The following is a 21,411-nucleotide window of genomic DNA, read 5'->3' as shown; positions in this document are numbered from 1 at the left end:
CTGAATTGTTTGCTGCAAGAACGAGCGACGAGTTATTAGAAAATGAGCGTCCATACACAATCATTCAATTTATTTACACCTAGAAAGAGAATTTACATTTTGAGTAAAAATTACATCAGCTCACAATCATTGTTAGAAGACAGTTTTCGTCTTGCGTCTAAAGTTTTTAATGATGGATTTCGTCCTGATTTTATTATCGGGATTTGGCGCGGTGGTGCTCCAATAGGTATTGCAGTGCAAGAATTCTTTGAATATAAGAATACACCAACAGACCACATTGCGGTCAGAACATCTTCGTATTACGGTATTAACAAGCAGTCAAAAGAAATTAAAGTACATGGTCTGCATTATCTCATTGAAAACGCGAACGCGAGTGACCGTTTGTTAATTGTAGATGACGTTTTTGATTCTGGACGCAGCGTAGAGGCATTGATTAAACAAATCGAAGTGCTGATGCGGTTAAATACACCCAAAGAAATCAAAATTGCTACGCCTTGGTATAAACCAGGTAATAACAAAACAGGCGTTGTACCTGACTATTACATCAACGAAAGCGATGAATGGTTAGTCTTTCCGCATGAACTTGCTGGCTTGAGTAAAGAGGAAATAAAGCAAGGTAAGTCGGAATTAGCAAATATCCTAGATATCATTTTTGATTAAACGCTGAACGACAATGACGTTGACAAACCATTGTCGTTTTTGTTTTTATTAAAGGTCAATCTAATAGCTACTTTCCATCGATATAAAACTTGTCATGAAAGGTATACACCCATTCTGGCTTATTCACTACCAACGAGGTTATTGTGAAGCCATTAAAGAAGGCCTCTGAAAATAACAGTAGGGGGATTAACAACACGTAGTTCTGGAAAATAACGTCCCAGCCCAAATTAGTATCTAGTTGAAAGTAGCCAGCCATCGCAATTATTTTTAATGAAACCGTGATTGCTCCAGGGAAAAAAGCGCAGACAAAAATGTAAACAAATACGTTTCTGGGTAACTTGTGAAATGACCAACTAAAAATGGCATAGGTGACGGATATTGGAAGTAATGTGCCTAACAACCAGTTTATGCCCAACATAGAAAATTTTTCGTAGCCGACGACGGTAATCCCTAATAATACCAAGCTTGACGATATCATCGCCCATCTGAATCCTAAGATGAGAGCAAGTGATGTTAACCAAATGAAGTGGACCTGCAGTTCATCAACTATACCGACACGAAAAATCCAAAGTACGAAGACGGCGGCGCTGGCACCAAAAAACCGGTGTTGAAAAGCACTGTCATCGACTAACTGTCTGAGGTTAGTGTTTTTAATAATGATAGCTAATCCTATAAAACTAGCTATGGCTCCTATTATTTGTAGTTCAGTCATGCTTACTCGGTTTATGTTGCGTTGTTGGTAGCGTGCTCGGATGGTTGTTGGTCATAAACACTTGCAATTGATGATGGCGAGTGCGAAGACCATTAATATTCAAACAAACGATGCTCATTTTGTTATTATTCTCGTTAATCATTGGGAAACTACCCGTTAACACCTATATTATACGGGTATCAGTTCAATATTAATTGAGTATTTTAAAATTAATCAAAACCGCTGAAGGGTTTACGTGTTTACAAATCAATTTCCATTTTTTACTAACAAGCCTGAACAGGTCTATTTAGACAGTGCTGCAACGACGCAAAAACACCAATCGGTTATTAAAGCGGTAAATGACTATCATTGTTTGTCTAGTGCTACGGTTCATCGCAGTGCTTATGCAATTGCAAATGAAGCGACGTTGCTTTATGAACAAGCCCGCGATTCAACCGCGCAACTTATTAATAGCCCAACTGTTGAGCAAATTGTGTTCAACAGTGGTGCAACTGAATCAATCAATACCATTGCCTCAGGCCTACAGTCGCATATGATAAATGGACGTAAAATATTGATATTAGCCAGTGAACACCACGCTAATATTCTGCCTTGGCAACAACTATCAAAAAGGCTTGGGCTAAGTATTGAAGTGGTTAACTTGTCAGCACAGGGCCAATTTACTCAGCCAGAATATGACGCGTTTGTAAAACAACTCAACACGAATGTCGCTATTCTTGCAATGGCGCATGTCTCAAATGCATTGGGTAATATTTATCCGGTAGCGGAGATTTGTCGTTTGGCTAGGCAGCGAGATATATTGAGTGTTATCGATGGTACCCAAGCTATTGCCCATATGCCCGTGGATGTTGACTCAATGGGCTGTGATTTTTACGTGTTTAGTGGTCACAAGATGTATGCGCCGACAGGTGTTGGCGTAATGTATGGCAAAAGCAAGTGCTTAGAAGACTTACTTCCTCTGCGATTAGGCGGAGAAATGATAACGCGGGTATCATTTACAGACGCTGAATACCAATTACCGCCGTTAAAATTTGAAGGTGGAACACCTAATGTAGCAGGCGTGATTGGCCTAGGTGCGGCGGCTAAATTTTTGACCTTAAATATACTGGCTATTCAGCAGCATGAAATCAGTTTATTTAAATTACTTAGTAGCGGTTTAGAAAAGCGAGAAGGTATCCGCTTGTTTGGAAATGTAAATGCTTGTATTCAGTATAAGGGTAAGCAACAAAGTCAACATAGCGCTGATTTGGCACTGGGTCATTCAATAGGTTTGCAGTCATTTATTTTTAATAACCATCATCTATATGATGCAGCCGCGTCACTATATCAAAAGAATATTGCGCTTAGAGTCGGGCATCACTGTGCCATGCCATTGATGAATGTCTTAAACATTGCGGGGACCATGCGGGTCTCTATTGGTTGTTATACCACTGAACAAGACATTCAGCGTTTTTTGCAAGCACTGGACAACACGCTAGCTGAGTTAGACCAAAACGTAGACTGTCGGGTGTCGCTAAAACCTAAACAACAAGAAGTCAACTCGTGTCGCGATGAAGAATTAGCAATTGCATTTAAGGTTAAACAAGCGCAGGGGTGGGATAATCAATATCGTCAACTGTTGCTTGCAAGTAAAGCTCTTAAGGTATTGCCTGTTGAAATGCGTACAAATGAAAATGCTGTGTTTGGGTGCGAGTCGGATTTATGGATTGCTTACTATGACCAACAACTATGTGCATACTCGCAAAGTAAGATCATTCGCGGCATCCTTGCCCTTCTTATTGAGAAAGTGACGCAAATGACTGTGACGTTAGCGGGTAAGAGTGTCAGTCATAAAAATAATGCCGATGCTGCCGGTTTCGATTATTTTGTGTATCTGACGGATCTAAACTTAACACCGTTTTTTAGTGTCGGTAGACGTGATGGTATACAAAATGCGATTTCATCAATAAAAAACAGCTTACTAAAAGGCAATAATTAGCGCTAACAATAATTAGCGCTAATAATATCTGCGATGGACTTCATGTTTGAAGCTCAATACCCCCCTAATCGAATTCTTACACCCGCATTAACAATAAAGCCGTCGTTGCGTGACCAAATATTGGTGGTCCATTGCCCATCGGGTGACCGTATGGGCAACACTAGCGAATCTTCTTTGGTCTGTCGTATATCGAGCAAGTTCTCCGCGTTGATAAACCAGCTGAACCGGCCTCTCGTAATTTCGCCCATTAGCCCGAGGTGCCAATAGGGCAGGCTCTCAGTCCGGAAAGGATTGCCGTTTAAACGCTGTATACCTGTATAATAGGCTTCAAAACCAATCCTAAATTTACCGTGCTGCTCCTTCATAGCGACAAAGCCGGCTGAATGTTGCGGAGTAAGCTCAATACGCTGACGGCTTAAACTGGTTGCGTCAAATTCAGTCGCATCTAAGTATAAATAGCTGGCGGTGAGTTTATAGTCTTGCCATTTATAGCGAAGGAGTATCTCTGAGCCATAAATACGCGATTTTCCTGCCGCATTCAGTAAACGAACTCGGTCAAGTGGCCCGCCGGTTTGAGAAGCCAAAGCTTGTAACTCAGTCACGCCATCGACGCTTGAAGTAAAGAAGGTAAGGTTAGTTTCAAGTTTATTGTATTGGTATCCAATGTCCAAAGAAGAGGTGATAGCCGTTTCTGCTCTTATGTTATTTAGCGGCTCGAGGCGCGACAGACCGGCTGCTTCAATCTCTTCTACGAAGGGTGTCGGCGCAAAATAGCCGCGTCCATAAGAGGCCCGAATAGTCCAATCATCAGGGCGATATAGCAGTGATATGCGCGGACTAAACTGCGATCCAAACTCGCTATGATCATCTAAACGTGCGCTGATTGAGGTAGAAATTTGTTCTGTGAACTCATAGTCAGTTTGCGCAAATATACCCGGTACTTCGTATGAATAATTGAAGTTAGGAAAATCTTCGGATTCAAAGCTATCTGACTGCATGGCTAAACCAACAACCCATTGTGAGCTGAGCGTATAACCCGACAATGTGCTCTCCAAAAGATAACTCTCATGACGGTCGTCGTCTAGTACGTCACCAAACTGTTTATTATGAGTTTGTACCATGGCGGATCCGCGTGCTTTCCAGCTTAATAAGTCTCCTAAGGGGACATTAGCAATTAGACCAGCATCAAAGCGCTCGCTGTCTTGGTTTTGCTTAAAAGTGCTACCATCTGGGACAGTTTGGCCCACTCTTGTGCCGCCTTCGCGTTTTTCTGTCATAAAGCCAGCTGTTGCGTATAAGCTTGCGCCGTTTTCACTGTCCCAAAACAAGCGTGGCCGAGCAGTGAAACGCTCATACCCTGCCATGTCAATCCAGCCGTCGTCATCGAGGTCTTGTTTAGCTTGATGATGAGAACCAGCGGTAAGGGATGCGCCAAAAGAATCGTTAATAGGTGCAGCTAAATAGGTGGTTATGTCTTGCCCATCGCGCGAAGTTGCATTCAACAGTATTTCGGCTTCGGGCTTTTGTGAGGGCCTGCGTGAAATTAGATTGATTACGCCACCCATAGCGGAGCCGCCATATAGTGAAGATGCCGAGCCCTTGATTATTTCAACACGGGACAAGTCAGTTGGCGGGATCTGCAGCAGGCCAATGGAGGAAGCTTGACCGCCATAAAGGGCTAAGCCATCGTTAAGTAACTGAGTGTAGCGACCGTAAAGACCTTGTAAGCGAATGTTTGCACTGCCTAAAGCCGGTGAAGTAGTTTGTACTCGTACACCCCCAGTTTCAGCTACCAACATGGAGATGTTACCCGGGCGCATAATGGCTTTCTCTTGAAGCTCTTCGCTGTTGATTACTTCTACTCGAATAGGCTCATTGTTAATTGACCGACCCGAACGAGTGGATGTAACGAGAATAGATTCAAGCTCGTCATGTTCGGCATCGTCATGCATATGTTCATCATCATGCATATTTTCATCTTTAGATTTGTTTTCAGCATTCTCATGTTTATGCTTGTCTTTATCAAAAGATGTGTCAGTTATCATCAATTCCTGTGGTGAAGATGAGTTAGCGTTTGTCTGGGTTTCACTCTGATGAGCTTGCGATTTAAAAGCGAACATAGTGACGGTAACAATGAATAAAACAAATTGTTTACAGAAGTGAAAAGCGCTCATAATGATCATATTCCTTAATGCTAGAGAGGTCTTAATGGATAAATGCTTTTTTGTATGTCGCATTTTGTTGCTTGATTTTGTTGCTTCATTTTGTTGCTTCATTTTCAAAATTCTATCGCTAAATTAAAATACATGCGGGTGTCTACTCGTCGCTTACTTATTTATTCCACAGCACTCACGCCACAGCACTCACGCCACAGCACTCACCCAGCTGTGCCCACGCAGCAGCGTTCATCCAATGGGTTTTGGTTACTTTGATATTTATTGTGTGTAGAATAAAGCTTCCAGCTACGGGAATGTCAAGCAAACATGCAAATAAAACAATTAGCCAGTTTTACTGGGGTAAGCGCTAAAACCATCCGCTATTACGAAGACATTAGTCTACTGTCAAAAGCGAAACGTGGTGATAACGGTTACCGCTATTATGATGACCAAGATGTGTCCTTGTTAAAATTCATTCGCCGTTGCAAAGAGTTGCGTATCCCATTGGCTGACATAAAGCGACTGGTTGTAGTGCAGAGCAGTGGCAACGATCCGTGCAAGCAAGTTGATACAATAATTTTTCAGCAACTTGAGAAAATACGCATTGCCCAATATGAATTGCATCAACTAGAGCAAAACTTGAAAACACTGGCGAATTGTTGCAAACATGAACGTATTAAAGATTGCGCAATACTGAAACATTTACGGTCGAACTGACATCGAGTTAATTCTCATTTTCCTTGGCTGGCTTCGTGAATTTATCTCTTATATTACAATCTCGGCAAGTATAACAATTAACGTAGACCGTTGGGTCAAGATCTGAATGCAAGTCTATCTGCAGCAGTTACGCTTCTCGACTGGCAATTGAAAGGGGATTTTTACCTACTATCAATTGCAATTGAGCACTAATGTTTATATTATTCAGTTTCAACTGAACAGTATGAATATTTCTTGTGAGCATGAGTAGAACAAATTGAGATCAGAAAAAACTGAACAAGCCATTGAAGAATTTATCGAACGACTTGGGCTGATTAGTCAAGCTGAGGGCATGCCGCGAATATCGGGCAGGATATTGGGTGTATTAGTCTTGTTTGATGAGCCTTTTAGCTTTTCCCAACTGAGCGAAAAATTGCAAGTTAGCCGCGCCAGTATAAGCACCAATACGCGATTACTAGAGACACTCAGCATAATAGAGCGCACCACCAAACCGGGTGAAAGACAAAACTATTTTCGCTTACGTAAAAATCCGTACGTCAGCCTAATGCGAGGAATACAAACCCGTATGCTATACGCTCAGGAAGTAGTAGAAGAAGCAAGAGAGCAACTACCCGAACAATGGAGTGGTGCACAAAAACGCTTACAAGAACTGGAAAAATTTTACAAAGATTTTTATCACGCTTCCTTGGCTATCACCAACAAGTAACTTGCTAAACGTAAAGCAAAATTTTTAAATTTAGGAACCCCTTAGTAATGAAGAACCCGTATATTATTGCCTTGGCATTTATTGTGATTTTGTGCACATGGATGCTGAGCGGCTTATTCGTTGAAAGCGATAAAAAATCAAATAGTGATTTGCTTAACAATGCGCAGTCAAAGGATCTATTTAGTGTTGAAATTGCACAATTAACAGCGCAAGACAAGTCGATATTGGTGACTGCGCAAGGTCAATCTGAGCCTAATAGAGTGGTAACGATCAGATCTCAAACCTTTGGTAATGTGGTTTCAGTAAAAGCCAAAGAAGGTCTAGCGTTGAGCACTAACGATGTAATCATCAGCATAGATATTCAAGACAGAATGCTAGTGCTAGAGCAACAAAAAGCCTTACTTAAACTCAACCAAAAAACCTACGAAAGAGTGAAAAAACTCGAAGATAAGAAGTTTCAATCAGAGGGTGAAGTAGAAACAGCATTTGCCAACTTAAAAGTATCAGAAACGAATGTGGCAAATATTCAGCGAGATATAAAAAACACAACAATTGTGTCACCTTTAAGCGGTATATTGGAAAAACGTTTGGTAGAAGAAGGAGACTATATAGAGGTCAATACACCTATCGCGATCGTGGTCGAAAACCACCCTCTTGTTGTGTTAGTCACCATTGCACAGCAGGACATAGCAAACGTAGAAAAAGAGATGACTGCACAAGTTGACTTTGCCAATGGCGTGTCTCGCCAAGGCAGTGTCCGATACATTTCCCCACGTGCCAATAGCAGCACGCGTACATTTGATGTTGAAATTGAAATAGACAACGCAAACGGCAGTTTACGCTCGGGCATTGGTGCAAAAGCACAAATACCGACAAAAAAGGTAAAAGCGTATTATTTGTCACCGGCACTATTTAGCTTGAGCGACTCAGGGGAAATTGGCGTTAAAACGGTAAATGAGCAAGACATTGTTGAATTCTATCCTGTTGAGTTAGTTCAATCCGACAGCAACGGTGCTTGGGTAACAGGATTGCCTGATACCGCAAGGGTGATCATTACGGGGCAAGGGTTTGTTAAAGCAGGCAATAAAGTGAAGCCCATAACCAAGCAGGCGCAATAGTATGGATCGTCTGATTGACGGCGCCTTTAGTCGTTCACGTACCGTTGCGCTCTCGTTCATTATAATTTTGATTATGGGGACAAGTGCTTATTTTAGTATCCCAAAAGAGTCCGAGCCCGATATCCCCATACCGACTATTTACGTGTCGGTCAATTATGAGGGGATCGCGCCCGAAGATGCCGAGCGTTTATTGCTAAAACCTTTAGAAAAGGAACTGCAGTCTTTGGAAGGACTCAAAGAGATGCGTGGGGTAGGTGCTGAAGGATTTGCTTCAGTAACACTTGAATTTGATGCGGGTTTTAATCCTGACTTTGCCTTACAAGATGTGCGTGAAAAAGTCGACCTAGCGAGAGCCGAACTCCCACAAGGTACAGACGAACCACGAGTCACCGAGGTCAATGTTGCTTTGTTTCCTGTGTTAACGGTAGTTCTCTCTGGCGAATTACCGGAAAGAACCTTACTTGTTATTGCTCGCAGTTTACAAGACCAAATAGAAGGATTGTCAGGCGTATTAGAAGTCGACATTGGGGGTCAACGCGAAGAACTTCTAGAGGTGATTATTGAGCCTAATAAGCTTGAAACTTATAACTTATCGTTAAACGATGTATTTAACTTTGTGACGCAAAACAACCGATTGGTTGCTGCCGGAGCGCTTGAGCAAAGTGCAGGACGCATGGTGTTTAAAGTACCAGGCGTTATTGAGGGCTTACGCGATTTACAAAGCTTACCGATTAAACGCGAGGGCAATACTATCGTTACCTTTGAAGATGTAGCGACTATTCGTCGTACCTTTAAAGACCCTAGCTCATTTGCCCGTATTCAAGGTGAAACTGCCCTAGCGCTAGAAGTTTCAAAACGCACAGGCGCGAATATTATTGAAACCATCGCCCAAGTTAGAAACATCGTTGAAAAAAACAAATCCTTTTGGCCTGACAGCATCAAGGTGGATTACTTACAGGATAAATCAGAGCAAATAAAAGACATGCTCGGCAACTTAGAAAACAACGTAATCACGGCCATTATTTTAGTCATGATTGTAATTGTTGCTGTCCTTGGCGTTCGCCCTTCAATATTAGTTGGCTTATCTATTCCTGGTTCATTTTTAGCCGGGATGTTAATTATTAGCGCCCTTGGCATGACACTTAACATCGTTGTGTTATTTAGTCTTATTTTAGTGGTGGGAATGCTAGTCGATGGCGCTATAGTCACGATAGAGCTTGCCGACCGAAAAATATCTGAAGGTGCGACCCCAAAGCAAGCTTTCGCCGCCGCTTCTAAACGCATGAGTTGGCCAATTATTGCCTCTACTGCGACTACCTTAGTGGTCTTTTTTCCCTTACTATTTTGGCCCGGCATAACAGGAGAGTTCATGAAGCTCTTACCTATGACCGTTATTATTACCTTAGGCGCATCACTCTTTATGGCACTCATTTTTATTCCGGTACTAGGCGGGATTATTACTAGTGATAAAGTCGCAAAAAACAAACAAGCTGAAGATACAGATGGTGATTTACGAGCCAGTGAAAATGGTGACCTTAATTCAATAAAAGGAGGCGTAGGTACTTATTTACGCACTCTAGAACCGATTATTGATCATCCGAAGCGTATTCTAATGGGCGTAGTATTGGCGCTGATACTGGCTTACGTAGCCTATTTTACTTTGGGTAAAGGCGTCGAGTTTTTCCCCACTATTGAGCCTGAGTTTATTCAAGTTCAAGTGCAAGCTCGTGGTGACTTATCGATTATTGAACGCGATCTTTTAGTCGCGCAAGTTGAACAAGATTTACTCACAAAAAAAGGCATTAAGTCAGTATACACGCGCACTATGGGAGGAGGTGCACAGACCGAAGGAAATATGCCTGCAGACGTCATTGGGGTGATTCAATTAGAGCTTACCAACTGGCAAGAACGCCCACCAGCGGTCGACATTATAAAACGGCTACGCAGTGAAGCCGGCAATATTCCGGGTATTAAAGTACAAATACGCGAACAAGAATCGGGACCGGCAGGCGGAAAACCTTTCGATATTGAAATTAGCGCTATTCAAAATGACAAACTAAACCAAGGTGTTGAACACATTCTGACATTAATGCAAGAAGTGGGTAACTTTGTAGATGTTGAAGATAGCCGCCCGCTGCCAAGCATTGAATGGAAGCTAATAGTAGATCGCGAAAAAGCCGCGCAATTTGACGCCGACGTTACCTTGTTAGGTAACGTAGTGACCATGATTACAAATGGTGTTCTGCTAGCTGAATATCGCCCCGACGACGCTGAAGAGGAACTTGAAATTAGGCTTAGGTTTCCCCAAAGCGAACGCAACCTGCAACAACTTAACGAATTACGCATACCAACAAGTGCCGGTAATGTGCCTATACGCAACTTCGTGACCTTTGAACCAGCGCAAAAAACTGGCAGAGTCAATCGCACTGATGGGCGCAGAGTAATGAGTATAAAAGCGGCTATTGAAGAGGGCGTATTGGCTGATCAACAAGTTACTTTAATGAAAAATGCACTTGCCGCTGACCCATTACCTCAGGGTGTTATCCTACGTTTTAAAGGCCAAGACGAAGATCTTCAAGAAACCATGTCTTTTTTAGGCACCGCCTTTATCATTGCAATATTTATGATGTTACTGATTTTGCTCACGCAATTTAATAGCTTCTATCAATCCTTTATTGTATTAAGTGCAATTGTTTTCTCTACCACGGGTGTATTTATTGGCCTGCTACTAACAGGACAAGCATTTGGCGTAGTAATGAGCGGCATTGGCGTAATTGCGCTTGCGGGCATTGTGGTGAACAACAATATCGTTCTGATTGATACCTTCAACGATTTGAAAAGCAAAGGACTGAATGCGAAGGAAGCTATTTTACGTACTTGCGCGCAAAGAATGCGACCTGTATTACTCACCTCAGTAACAACCGTATTGGGACTCATGCCCATGGTATTTGGACTAACCATCGATGTTCTAGGACGTAATATTTCAGTAGGTGCACCTTCTTCTCAATGGTGGACACAATTATCGAGCACTATTGCTGGTGGATTGACCTTCGCTACACTGTTAACCTTGTTTTTAACCCCTTGCATGCTGATGATTGGTGAGCAATTTTCAAATTGGAGAGAGAGTCGAAAACGTGTTTGAGGCTCTCTAATTTAAATATGAAACGACGGTCACAACAAGTATAAAACCCAATAAAACTACGCCTGGGTTAGGGCCAGAACTTTCAGATTCAATGTTAATTATATACGCCTTTATTTTAACGTAGGTCTTGCCTAAACCATACTTTTTTACATCCGAAGCGCTGTTATGGTTGCTTAATTTGTGCATTGCCAATTTTACGCGATCACCCACATCTTCAATTAATACCACAATATCTCCGGCCGGAATTTCGTAGTGTTGCAAGCGCGTTTTCCTAATAATTAGGTATAAAAGTACAGCTAATATAAGAGGTAGCAAAGGCAGCACTAGTGTAGAGAAGGAGAGCTCTTTTACCCAAAATAGCCTTGATTCAGGCAGCGCGTATATGAACACGACGCTACTGAAAAACAACAATGCGAACGACAAGCAGCGCCAGATATCGAGGCCCGAATTTTGCACATTTTTGGTACTGTTCCATAAGATATCCACAAACCTAAGCATTAACAAGCTAGTGCCAACTGCCGACAGCAGTAATAACGTAGGTAGCATAGCAAGCTCACTAAACGAGCCCTTTAATGCACTTTTCGCCATTGCACCGCTTGAAAAAGGCAGTCCAATAATGGCAAACACCGGTATTATAAGGCAAATAATGGCAAGTATTCTAAGGCTGCGTCTTGATGCTAGAGCGGGAATAAAATCAACACATAAAAACAGTGTTGCTTTCACAATACCGTGATGAAAGGCAAATAAAACAATTGCTGGTAGCACAGCAGGCCAAAGCTCTGGATATTTCAAACCCACGCCAACCGCCGCAATAACGATGCCCATCTGACTGATCGTAGAATATGCAAGAACTGACTTAGCGTTCTTCTGCAGTAAACCCACAAGTGCAGCTAAGAAAGTACCGCTAAAACCAAGATAAATTAAGCCAGTCCCGATACTCGATATTGCTACATCTCCAAGTGGCAAAAATCGTAGCCAACCAATAAGGCCGGCTTTTACCATTACGCCACTTAATAATGCACTTGCAGGTACGGGCGCGGCGGGATGAGCCCGAGGAAGCCAAACATGGAAAGGTATTAAACCAAGCTTTACGCCAAAGCCTGCCACTAAAAATAGTGTTACCCAGTAAGCTTGTGTGGTTGAACTGGCAGCCTCGCTTATAGCCCCGCTACTATAGGCAAGGCCAGTTAAGCCAGCAAATAATATGACCTCGCCAATAATCACCCATTGTACGTAGGTTTTAGCTGCTTTTCTTGCTGCGTCGTCTGCGGTATGAATAACCAAGCCATATGAAGATAGACTCATTAAGGTAAAAAAGGTAATAAAACCAAATAAATCTTGCGCGAAGATTAGGCCAAAATTACCACACATGGCAAGCAAAAAAAACAAACAGTATTGCACTTTGTCTGCTTTATCTTTCATGTACCCTACGCTATATAGCCCCGCTGCAAACCACACTAAAGAGGCTAGTATCAAGAAAATTTTATCGCTGGCACCCATACTCATGATGCTGCCAAAAAATAATTCAGATAATGTATTGGCGCCGTTAGGTTCTAGCAAGATACTGGCAAACAAAACTGGCGCAGCTGCAAGAGGTAACAGGATCAAGCATCTTTGGCGGACCCAGCGAATGGTCAGTGTAGTGGTTGCCAGCAGAGGCAAAAGAACGCACCACCAAAGCGCAGGTTGCAGGATTGCATTTTGTTGAGCAACAAGTACAAAATCTGAACCATACTCGCGCGCAGCGACTAATTCAGTCCAGTACAACGGGCTTAAGGAAGAGCCCGCAAATACCCCAGCTAATAGAGCCAACGAAGCGGTAATCGCAGGCGGTAAAATGAGCATCCAGTGTGCTTCAAACAACCCTTTCGGTTTCGCCTTTGGACTCTCGCCATTCGGCCACTCTGACTTGGCGGGAAGAAACCATGCTGCATAAAGAATGGGTAAAAAGTATATTGCGTTTAATAGACTACTTATGGCGAGTACCGCAATAATCCAATAGGCGTCTACCTCGATAGCGCCAACTCCTAGATACCATTTGGACACAAAGCCTGCGGCTGGTGGCAGACCAATCATGCCAAGGGCTGCAAAACTGAAGGCAGTCATGGTTACCGGCATTCTACGGCCAGCGCCATTCAGGTCACTAATTTTATTGATGCCTAAGGTTTCAGCTAAGTTACCGGCACAGAAAAACATGGTGATTTTCATAAGGCCTTGATGCACTAGATGCACAATGCCGCCAATAGTAGCAATAGGACCTGCTATTGCGGTTCCTAATGCGATATAAGAAACTTGGCTTACGGTTGAATAGGCCAAGCGTTTTTTTAAATCATTTTGTGCAATCGCTCGTAAAGAGGCATAAATAATTGTTGCTGCGGCAATTATCGCCAACCCAAGAGTGAGCCCCAGTTCGCGTGAAAATTCGATGCCATATACATCGTAAACTACTCTTACAATGCCAAACACCCCTGCTTTTACGACGGCTACCGCATGCAAAAGGGCGCTTACTGGCGCGGGAGCTGCCATTGCTACTGGCAACCATCCATGCAAAGGAATAAGGGCCGCTTTTACTCCTAGACCAGCAATAAGGAGTATAAAAATAATGCGTAGATGATTTTCGCTGATATTTGGCATTTGCTCTAGTACGCCTGTGGCGTCAAAATCGAGTGGGCCAGCAATACTTTTTAGCCACACTACGCCTGCCAGTAACACCGCACCGCCAATCATTGTATAAATCAGATAAGTGCGTCCGGCACGCATAGAGGCGGGGTTACCTTTATGCATAACTAAGGGGTAGGTAACTAAGGTGAGTAACTCATAAAAAATCAAAAAAGTAATGAGATTACCCGCGAGAGCGACCCCCATGGTAGCGCTTACGCAAAATCCAAAGAACCCAAAAAAGCGGCTGCGATTGGCTGACTCTTCTAGGTAACCAATCGCGTAAATGGTGGTAAAAAACCATAATACTGCCGAAAGGCTAACAAACAGTAGCGAGAGCGCATCTGCTTTGAGAACCAAATCCATATTAGGCAGCAGCGTAAAACGAGTCTCAAACACTTCTCCTTGATAAACGCCAACTAGCATAATTACAACTAGCGTTACGCACAGCAGCGCGCCAAATATATTCAAGCTTGTGCGTAGCTTATTGGCGTGTTCTTTTACGCGTAAAATTAGAATGCCTGAAACCATTGCGCTTAATACAATTAATAAAGGTAGGGTTGTTTGCCAACTCATTGCGCTACTCCTGCTAAGTTTTGGACTGTAAAACCTTGCCCTGTAGTTTCATATACCAAGGTACCGCTAATGTCTAATAACCACTGGGCATTGAAACCAAGAACAACGGTAAGTAAGGCTAGTGCAAGCGCGCAAAGTGGCATAATAGGAGATATTTTGCGAACGATATCGGCTTTTGTAAATGTGTCATCATCTTTAGTAAAGGCTAAATTTAAAAATTTAAATACATACGCTGCGGCAAGTAAACCGCCACTTAGAATAACAATGACCCACCACCATTGTCCTGTGTTTATTGAGTTGCTTAGCAGCAGCCACTTAGCAATAAAGCCCGCGCTTGGGGGCAGACCAATTAAACTAGCCCCCGCAATCCCAAAAGTGAATATGCTGAGAGGGCAGTGGCGAACCAAGCCTTTGAGCTGTTTAATATTGTCATGCCCAGCAATACGCATAATATTGCCGGCTGCCAAGAACATCGCTGATTTAGCCGTAGCGTGAGCTACAATTAAGTAGGTAATCGCGCCCATTGCTGCGCCTTCAAACGCATTTGTTTGTGTGTTACCCACCATGAGCGGAAATAACAGAAATAGATACCCTATTTGAGCAACCGTAGAATACGCGACCATCACTTTTAAACGACTCGCAAACAGCGCTTGAGCAGAGCCCCATAATATCGCTGCGGCACCAAAAACTCCAAGAATAATCAAACCAGCGTCACTTGCTGCTGGCGCGAGGATATCTAGCCAAAATCGTGCAATTAAGTAAAATGACCCTTTGACCACCAAAGCTGAGAGGACTGCGCTAACTGGCGCTGATGCACCACCGTGGGCCGCGGGCAGCCAAAAATGCAGTGGAAATAACGCGGTTTTCAAACATAAACCAATGGTAATAAGCATTAATGCTGCGGTGCTGCTGGCAGAATCACTGGTCATACTAGCAAGTTGAACTAGGTCGAGCGTGCCGTATTCTCTATAAAGAAGGGCAACCGCAAGCAGGTAGCATAGCGATCCTAATAGACTGACTAACAAGTAGCGAAGCGCAGCGATTAATGCAGCCCGACTATTTTCAATTGCAATTAAAGCTACAGCAGCGAGCCCTATTAGCTCAAATGCTACGTAAATATTGAATATATCACTTGATAAAAACAAGGCATTAAGGCCTGCAATTAGCAACCACCACAGTGGCCAGAAGCGTATTGCTTTATCGCTTGATGAAAAGTAAACGCTGCTGTAAATGCTAAGCACAAAAACCAGTAGGCATGTAAGTGCCGTCATTAATGCGGTAAAGCCAGACACCTGAAGCTCAATGCCTAACGGCTGGCTCCAACCTGCAAACGCGTATCGTAATACCCCTGCTTCATACGTATTAATAGCGAGCAGAGTACCGGCTGATAATATCAATAGTGCCGCGGCGCTAATAATGCTGATAGCTGCACATACACGGCTGTTTTTTATCAACACACAGCATACGCTAACAGCCAGAGGCAGCATAATAAGTGCAGGTAAGAGAGCAGCTATATTATCCATATCTATTGACTTTTCTCTGACGGTGCTAAGTCGTTTATTTTTTTCACCAAAAAGAGAGCGAGTGCTGTTCCTGCAACAGCCACCACAATGCCTGTCAACACCATGGCATGAGGAACGGGGTCGGCGTCAATATTTGCGCGCTTTGCGCTTGATACCAACAGCATAAAAATGCCCACTCCCATGACGTTTATGGCAAGTATTTTACGGAAAATATGCGGGACAATAATTAAGCCTAATAAGCCTATACCAAATAGTGCTATCCCCGACGCGCTATACATGATTTCTGGTGTGAGTTGGCTAAGCATCATGATTAAACTCCTCCTGCGTTCCCGCTACCGCTAAATATAGCAATAACAGTGTGGTGGCTATAGAGACGGTTGCTGCCGTTTCAATAAATAAGATAATGGCACTGGCGTATTTTTGTGGGTATTCTAAAAACTGACCAGTCTGCAGCGCCACGGCAAAACCTGAAAGGATAAAAATACATAGCCCAATGCTGAGCAAAGCGCGAAACGCAAAACTTTGCATATTCACCTGATATTGAACGTTTGTAAAAATCAAAATACCTGCCCCAGCAATTAATGCACCTGCCTGAAATGCGCCGCCGGGAGAATAAGCGCCAGTCCAAAGCATGTAACCGCCCATTATGATAAGGGTAGGGGCCAAAAATCGAAGAAGGCTTGACATAATAAGCCCGGGATCTGCCGATTGTTGAACTCGTATAAGTGAAAGGGACTTGGACACAGTCGCCTGCGGCAGCATTACAATAGCCACAATTAGTAACACGGCAATTTCTAATAAGGTGTCATAACTTCTAAAATTAAGTAACACGGCGGTAACAGGGTTCTCAACGCCACTTTTATTGAGCATGCTTGACACTACCTGCTGCAAACCTTCACTGTGCCTTTGGGTGCTAATTAAAGCACCCACGAGTAAAGTGCATAAGGCTAATATAGTTACTCCACAAAGCACGGCTATCGACGTCGGTAAACGTCCTTTCTCCGGCTTATTAATGGCATCTTCTTTGAATATTATTTCCTTAAACATCTTGTTCTCCCGACTTTTTTTCTCCCGACCTCTTTTCTCCCGATTCTTTTTTTGCTGCGGTTTTTTTTAAGCCTCGTCGACTAGACAATAGTAAAGCGCCGGTTAAACCTGCACCAATTGCGGCCTCTGCTATAGCGACGTCCCAAGCGTCAAGCCTTATCCACATTAGTGTTACAAATAGACCCATGCATACAAAGCATGTAATAGCTTTCAGTAAATCGTGACTGAATAAGCATAGCCATGCCATGGTCAGTGAACCGCCTATTAAAAATATATCTAGAAAAAAACTAAAGCTCATGATTGACCTCTTTGTTTTGTAACTCACTGGGCAGCTTGTCGGCAGCGCTGCCAATATTAGCAATGAGGTAACATGAAGCGGCACCTGATAGCATCACAATAAACCAAATAAACACCAGTTGAACAGCATCAAATATAGAGCTTACTTGGGGCAAAATGCCAAGCACAATTAGGCCAAGTCCTAAGTTATCGGCCTTGGTTAATGCATGCAGTCGACTTATAGCATCGGGGAAGCGTAAAAGCCCAATAGTGCCTGCAATAAAAAAAACTAATCCGCCGCTGGTCATTACGATGGTGTAGATATCAACAAGGTTCATTTAGACTTCCTCGTGTTTTTTACAAACACAATTAAAGTAAGCGGTGCCAAAAGCGCCAACACTAACGCTAAATTTAAAAGCGTTGCTTGTTGTTGCACCACAGCCAATATGATTGTTAAAGCAACTCCCGCTGTGCCAAATAACTGGCAGGCAAGCATTCTATCGGATTCGCTAGGGCCAATAATGACTCTAATTAAGCCCACTAGCAGCGTGAGTGTTAATAACATGGCAATTATAGTGAGATAAAGAATCATTTTTCAGCTCCTGTTGTGCAGGGAGTATCATACTTAACAAAAATTTTGCTTAACCGGTGTTCACAATCGCGCAAACTATCCTCACTGTATTCGTTTATGTCGAGAATATGAATACGTATAATTTGCCCATTAATGTTTGCGCTTACCGAACCTGGCATAAGACTAATAATGTGCATAAACAATATTTTCTCCCGGCGCCCACTTAGGCATGTTTCAAATTCTATAAAGTCGGCTGGCGCTACGCGCGAACTAAGTGCAAGCAAAGCAGTTTGGCAGCCGCCTCGAAGCGACTGCCATGCAAAGAAAGGTAAAAATGTAAGTAAACCAACAAAGCTAAAGTTCGCGGTGTTTTCTGCTGTTTTATCATTGTTCCGATATAAAGTGATACTCAGCCAAGTAGCAAAAGGAACAACTATTATGCCAATAAGCCACGAACTCAATGTGCTCTCAACCAAGCTCCACCACAACACTCCAAAAAGAAGTGTTTTCACACATATTTCTTTATATTGAGGGCGCTGTTTAAGGCGACTAACTTTATTATGGTTTACCATTTTAGCCTCCCTTTACGGCTTTTGTGACGCAGAGTGCTTATTTTTTAAACGCCAGTACTTCTCGGCGCCCACAATAACGCTTATAAGGGCACCACAGGCGAACACACGAATCCATGAATAGAGGTCTATCGGCGCAGAGCCAAACCATGCGTTCATTATCGGCAAATAGGTAAATAAGCCCTGAAGCACTGCCATAATGATTATTCCAAACCAGATCCAAGGATTGCTAAAGAAACCAACTGAGAAAACAGATCTCTCAAGCGATCGACAGTTCAGCAGGTAGAATGCCTCGCCGACCACAAACATGGCAACCGCGACGGTTCGTGCTTGTTCTTCGCTAGCACCCAGACTCAACTCTAATTCGTAAAGACCAAAAGCAGTGATGCATAATAAAGATGACACCAACACAATTCGCCATATCAATATACCGTCGATAATAGGCGCATTTGGGATGTTAGGTGGTCGCAGCATAATACCTTCCTCTTTGGGTTCAAAAGCAAGCATTAAGCCCAAGAAAATAGCTGTCGTCATATTGATCCAAAGAATATGTACGGGTAGCAGCGGTAGCGACACACCTAAAATAACAGCGACTAGAATGACTAAGCCTTCGCCGCCATTGGTGGGTAACGTCCATACGATGAACTTTTTTAAGTTATCAAAAACGCCTCTTCCTTCTTCTACAGCGTCTCTTACGGTTGCAAAATTGTCATCAGTAAGCATCATGTCAGCGGCATCGCGTGCTACTTCAGTGCCGTTTAAAGCCATGGCAACGCCTATGTCTGCGCGCCTTAATGCAGGGGCGTCATTTACACCATCGCCGGTCATTGCAACTACTTGATCTTGCGCCTGCAGTGCCTTTACAAGTTGTAATTTATTTTCGGGAGTGACCCGAGCAAATACGTTGAATTTAAGTGCCGCTTGCATCAGTTCGTCATGGTTAAGTAACGCTAATTCTTGGCCAGTGATAGTGGCATTGCCGCTAGCGTCGTCCACAATAGTAAGTTGATGAGCTATGCTAGTGGCTGTCAAAGCATGATCGCCTGTGATCATTTTCACATCAATACCAGCCCGATGGCAGGCTTTTACGGCCTCTATCGCCTCGGGACGAGGGGGGTCTATCATCGCTTGCAATCCCAAAAATTCTAAATCTTGAGCTAGAAATTCGTGGCTAATATTAGTGGTATTTGAGTCAGTTCTCTTGCGTGCAAACGCCAGCACACGCAAGCCGCGACTGGCCATTTCTTGTACTTGCTGGTGAATCAGCTCATGAGCAAGCGAGACCTGTGCACCACTATGATCAAGCATATGGATACATTTTGGTAAAATACTCTCAATAGAGCCTTTCATGTAAACAACATTACCTTCTTCTTCAGCATTTAAAATTGCCATGTACTGATATTCTGATTGAAAAGGAATTATGTCTAAACGATTCTGCGTAAGCTGGCTCTCATTAATGCCCGCCTTGGCGGCCGAAACAATCAAAGCGGCTTCTGTAGGGTCGCCAGTAATTGTCCATTGCTGATGTGACTTTTCCAGCGTAAGGTCAGGCTCGTTCAGAAGCGCATCATTACATAAAAAACCCGCTTTTAAGGTCATGAATCCAGCTGAAATAGCGGGCAAAGTTGTCACCTTATCGCCTTCACTAAATTCTCCGAGCGGATCATAACCACTTCCGTTAGCACTAAAGTTACGGCCGCCTGCCCATATATCTGTAACCGTCATTTGGTTTTTAGTAAGGGTGCCCGTTTTGTCCGAACAAATTACCGTGGTACTGCCTAAAGTCTCAACCGCGGGCAAGTTGCGTATTACGGCGCGTTTTTTTGCCATTCGAGAAACGCCAATCGCCAGCATAATAGTCACAGCAGCGGGTAAGCCCTCTGGAATAGCACCTACAGCAAGTGCAACTGCTGCCATAAAGGTATCAACCAGCGGTCTGCCGTGGAGCCAGCCAATAAATATGGTGAGGGTCGCTAATCCAAGAATGGCATAAAGCAGCACATGGCTGAAACTCGTAATTCGTTTAGTAAGTGGAGTATCAAGCGTTTCAGTGGTCGCTATCATTCCAGAAATTTTACCTATTTCTGTATTATCACCTATGTAAACAACCACACCCATGCCGGTGCCGTAGGTCACTAATGTAGATGAGAAGGCCATATTAATTCTATCGCCTAATAGGCAGCTTGCAGATAACGTGGCAACGTCTTTCTCGGTCGGTAACGATTCGCCGGTAAGTGATGACTCATCAATTTTTAAGTCGCGTATTTTGATTAAGCGAAGGTCTGCAGGTGTCTTATCACCTGCCTGTAATACGACAACATCGCCTAGCACCAGTTCTTCCGCTAATATTTCTTGACGCTTGCCTGCACGTATTACCGTTGTTTTTGTCTTTACCGAGTTAGAAAGTGAATTTATTGCATTTAAGGCTTTCGATTCTTGTACAAAACCAATAATTGAATTAACTAAAACCACAGCAAATATTACGGCCGAGTCAACCCACTCTTGCAGCAGCAAGGTAACTGCGCATGCTGCCAGTAAAATGTAAACAAGCGGTTGATTAAACTGTAGTAAAAATCGTTTGAGCGGACCGGTACCTTTATGCTCAGTAATTTTGTTACGACCGAACCGCTCGCGCCTTTCAATAATTTCATCTGAACTGAGACCCTCTTTCATGTTTGTGGCTAACGAAGATGTCACACTATCAGTACTTTGGTCGTGCCATGTAGACTTCAGTTTCATTGTTCTCTCCAAATTGACAGATACCAATATAGGTATGCGAGATATTAATGTACCCAGTTGTCATGCAAAAAAAAAGTCGATTTAAAATTACTAATAGATCGGTAAAACCGATGCTTTAAATTTATAAGTCAATAAAATACGATTTCGTATTTTTTGAGTTTTGTCTTGAATCGTGCGTGGAAATTGGTGGTAAGCTGATTTTATAAAGGGAAAAACACTGTAACTCATTATTTAAAATAATTTTGACACAATCTGAATAGACA

The 21,411-nt window shown here is 43.0% G+C and carries 18 protein-coding genes; 6 read left to right on the top strand and 12 right to left on the bottom strand.

The window, feature by feature from the left end:
• Positions 1-99 precede the first annotated feature (99 nt).
• A complete protein-coding gene (locus G399_RS0103045; RefSeq protein ID WP_006012514.1) occupies positions 100-660 on the top strand; it encodes a phosphoribosyltransferase in 561 nt (186 codons plus the stop codon).
• A gap of 67 nt (positions 661-727) precedes the next feature.
• On the opposite strand, the gene G399_RS0103040 is transcribed toward G399_RS0103045, so the two are convergent.
• Positions 728-1,372 (bottom strand): energy-coupling factor ABC transporter permease, encoded by a 645-nt coding sequence (locus G399_RS0103040; RefSeq protein ID WP_006012516.1) that lies wholly within the window; start codon positions 1,370-1,372, stop codon positions 728-730.
• Positions 1,365-1,514 carry a hypothetical protein gene (locus G399_RS21895; protein WP_154658909.1) on the bottom strand — a complete coding sequence of 50 codons (150 nt, stop codon included), beginning with the start codon at positions 1,512-1,514 and terminating at the stop codon, positions 1,365-1,367. Before G399_RS21895 ends, G399_RS0103040 begins: the two co-directional genes overlap by 8 nt.
• Positions 1,515-1,607: 93 nt before the next feature.
• On the opposite strand from G399_RS21895, the gene G399_RS0103035 reads away from it, so the two are divergent.
• A complete protein-coding gene (locus G399_RS0103035; RefSeq protein WP_006012522.1) occupies positions 1,608-3,350 on the top strand; it encodes an aminotransferase class V-fold PLP-dependent enzyme in 1,743 nt (580 codons plus the stop codon).
• 53 nt (positions 3,351-3,403) lie between these two features.
• Here the strand turns inward: G399_RS0103035 and G399_RS0103030 are convergent, their stop codons facing one another.
• Positions 3,404-5,626, bottom strand: a complete 2,223-nt coding sequence (locus G399_RS0103030; protein WP_006012525.1) for a TonB-dependent receptor plug domain-containing protein — start codon at positions 5,624-5,626, stop codon at positions 3,404-3,406.
• A gap of 207 nt (positions 5,627-5,833) precedes the next feature.
• Here G399_RS0103030 and G399_RS0103025 point away from each other — a divergent pair, with 207 nt between their 5' ends.
• From G399_RS0103025 to G399_RS0103010, 4 genes are all read left to right on the top strand, one after another.
• Positions 5,834-6,223 (top strand): MerR family transcriptional regulator, encoded by a 390-nt coding sequence (locus tag G399_RS0103025; protein ID WP_006012527.1) that lies wholly within the window; start codon positions 5,834-5,836, stop codon positions 6,221-6,223.
• A 256-nt stretch (positions 6,224-6,479) separates the two neighbouring features.
• Positions 6,480-6,929 (top strand): GbsR/MarR family transcriptional regulator, encoded by a 450-nt coding sequence (locus G399_RS0103020; RefSeq protein ID WP_006012530.1) that lies wholly within the window; start codon positions 6,480-6,482, stop codon positions 6,927-6,929.
• A gap of 47 nt (positions 6,930-6,976) precedes the next feature.
• A complete protein-coding gene (locus G399_RS0103015) occupies positions 6,977-8,047 on the top strand; it encodes an efflux RND transporter periplasmic adaptor subunit (protein ID WP_006012533.1) in 1,071 nt (356 codons plus the stop codon).
• Position 8,048: 1 nt separating this feature from the next.
• On the top strand, positions 8,049-11,189 hold the full coding sequence (locus tag G399_RS0103010) for an efflux RND transporter permease subunit (RefSeq protein WP_006012536.1): 3,141 nt from the start codon (positions 8,049-8,051) through the stop codon (positions 11,187-11,189).
• Positions 11,190-11,195: 6 nt separating this feature from the next.
• Here the strand turns inward: G399_RS0103010 and G399_RS21450 are convergent, their stop codons facing one another.
• The 9 genes from G399_RS21450 to G399_RS0102965 are packed head-to-tail and all read right to left on the bottom strand — an operon-like array spanning position 11,196 to position 21,148.
• Positions 11,196-14,423, bottom strand: coding sequence for a complex I subunit 5 family protein (locus G399_RS21450; protein WP_006012539.1), 3,228 nt, complete (start codon positions 14,421-14,423; stop codon positions 11,196-11,198).
• The gene (locus G399_RS20065) at positions 14,420-15,946 is read right to left on the bottom strand and encodes a complex I subunit 5 family protein (protein ID WP_006012541.1); all 1,527 of its coding nucleotides are present in this window, start codon (positions 15,944-15,946) and stop codon (positions 14,420-14,422) included. Before G399_RS20065 ends, G399_RS21450 begins: the two co-directional genes overlap by 4 nt.
• 2 nt (positions 15,947-15,948) lie before the next feature.
• The gene (locus G399_RS0102995) at positions 15,949-16,254 is read right to left on the bottom strand and encodes an NADH-quinone oxidoreductase subunit K (protein WP_226988981.1); all 306 of its coding nucleotides are present in this window, start codon (positions 16,252-16,254) and stop codon (positions 15,949-15,951) included.
• On the bottom strand, positions 16,244-16,993 hold the full coding sequence (gene mbhE, locus G399_RS20060; protein ID WP_034896001.1) for a hydrogen gas-evolving membrane-bound hydrogenase subunit E: 750 nt from the start codon (positions 16,991-16,993) through the stop codon (positions 16,244-16,246). The genes G399_RS0102995 and mbhE overlap by 11 nt, the downstream gene beginning before the upstream one ends.
• Complete coding sequence (locus G399_RS20055) at positions 16,986-17,291, bottom strand: DUF4040 domain-containing protein (protein WP_051288469.1); 306 nt, start codon at positions 17,289-17,291, stop codon at positions 16,986-16,988. The genes mbhE and G399_RS20055 overlap by 8 nt, the downstream gene beginning before the upstream one ends.
• Entirely contained in the window at positions 17,281-17,607 is a 327-nt protein-coding gene (locus G399_RS0102980) for a cation:proton antiporter (RefSeq protein WP_006012547.1), read from the bottom strand. Before G399_RS0102980 ends, G399_RS20055 begins: the two co-directional genes overlap by 11 nt.
• Complete coding sequence (locus tag G399_RS0102975; RefSeq protein ID WP_006012549.1) at positions 17,604-17,861, bottom strand: MrpF/PhaF family protein; 258 nt, start codon at positions 17,859-17,861, stop codon at positions 17,604-17,606. Before G399_RS0102975 ends, G399_RS0102980 begins: the two co-directional genes overlap by 4 nt.
• Positions 17,858-18,412 (bottom strand): Na+/H+ antiporter subunit E, encoded by a 555-nt coding sequence (locus G399_RS21175; protein WP_006012558.1) that lies wholly within the window; start codon positions 18,410-18,412, stop codon positions 17,858-17,860. Before G399_RS21175 ends, G399_RS0102975 begins: the two co-directional genes overlap by 4 nt.
• 12 nt (positions 18,413-18,424) lie before the next feature.
• Positions 18,425-21,148: a cation-transporting P-type ATPase gene (locus tag G399_RS0102965; protein ID WP_006012560.1), complete on the bottom strand. Its 2,724-nt coding sequence runs from the start codon at positions 21,146-21,148 to the stop codon at positions 18,425-18,427.
• Positions 21,149-21,411: the final 263 nt, after the last annotated feature.

The sequence above is a fragment of the Brumicola pallidula DSM 14239 = ACAM 615 genome (genome assembly GCF_000428905.1).
In the GTDB taxonomy this organism is placed as follows: domain Bacteria; phylum Pseudomonadota; class Gammaproteobacteria; order Enterobacterales; family Alteromonadaceae; genus Glaciecola; species Glaciecola pallidula.
This window is presented reverse-complemented; position numbering and strand designations above follow the sequence as displayed.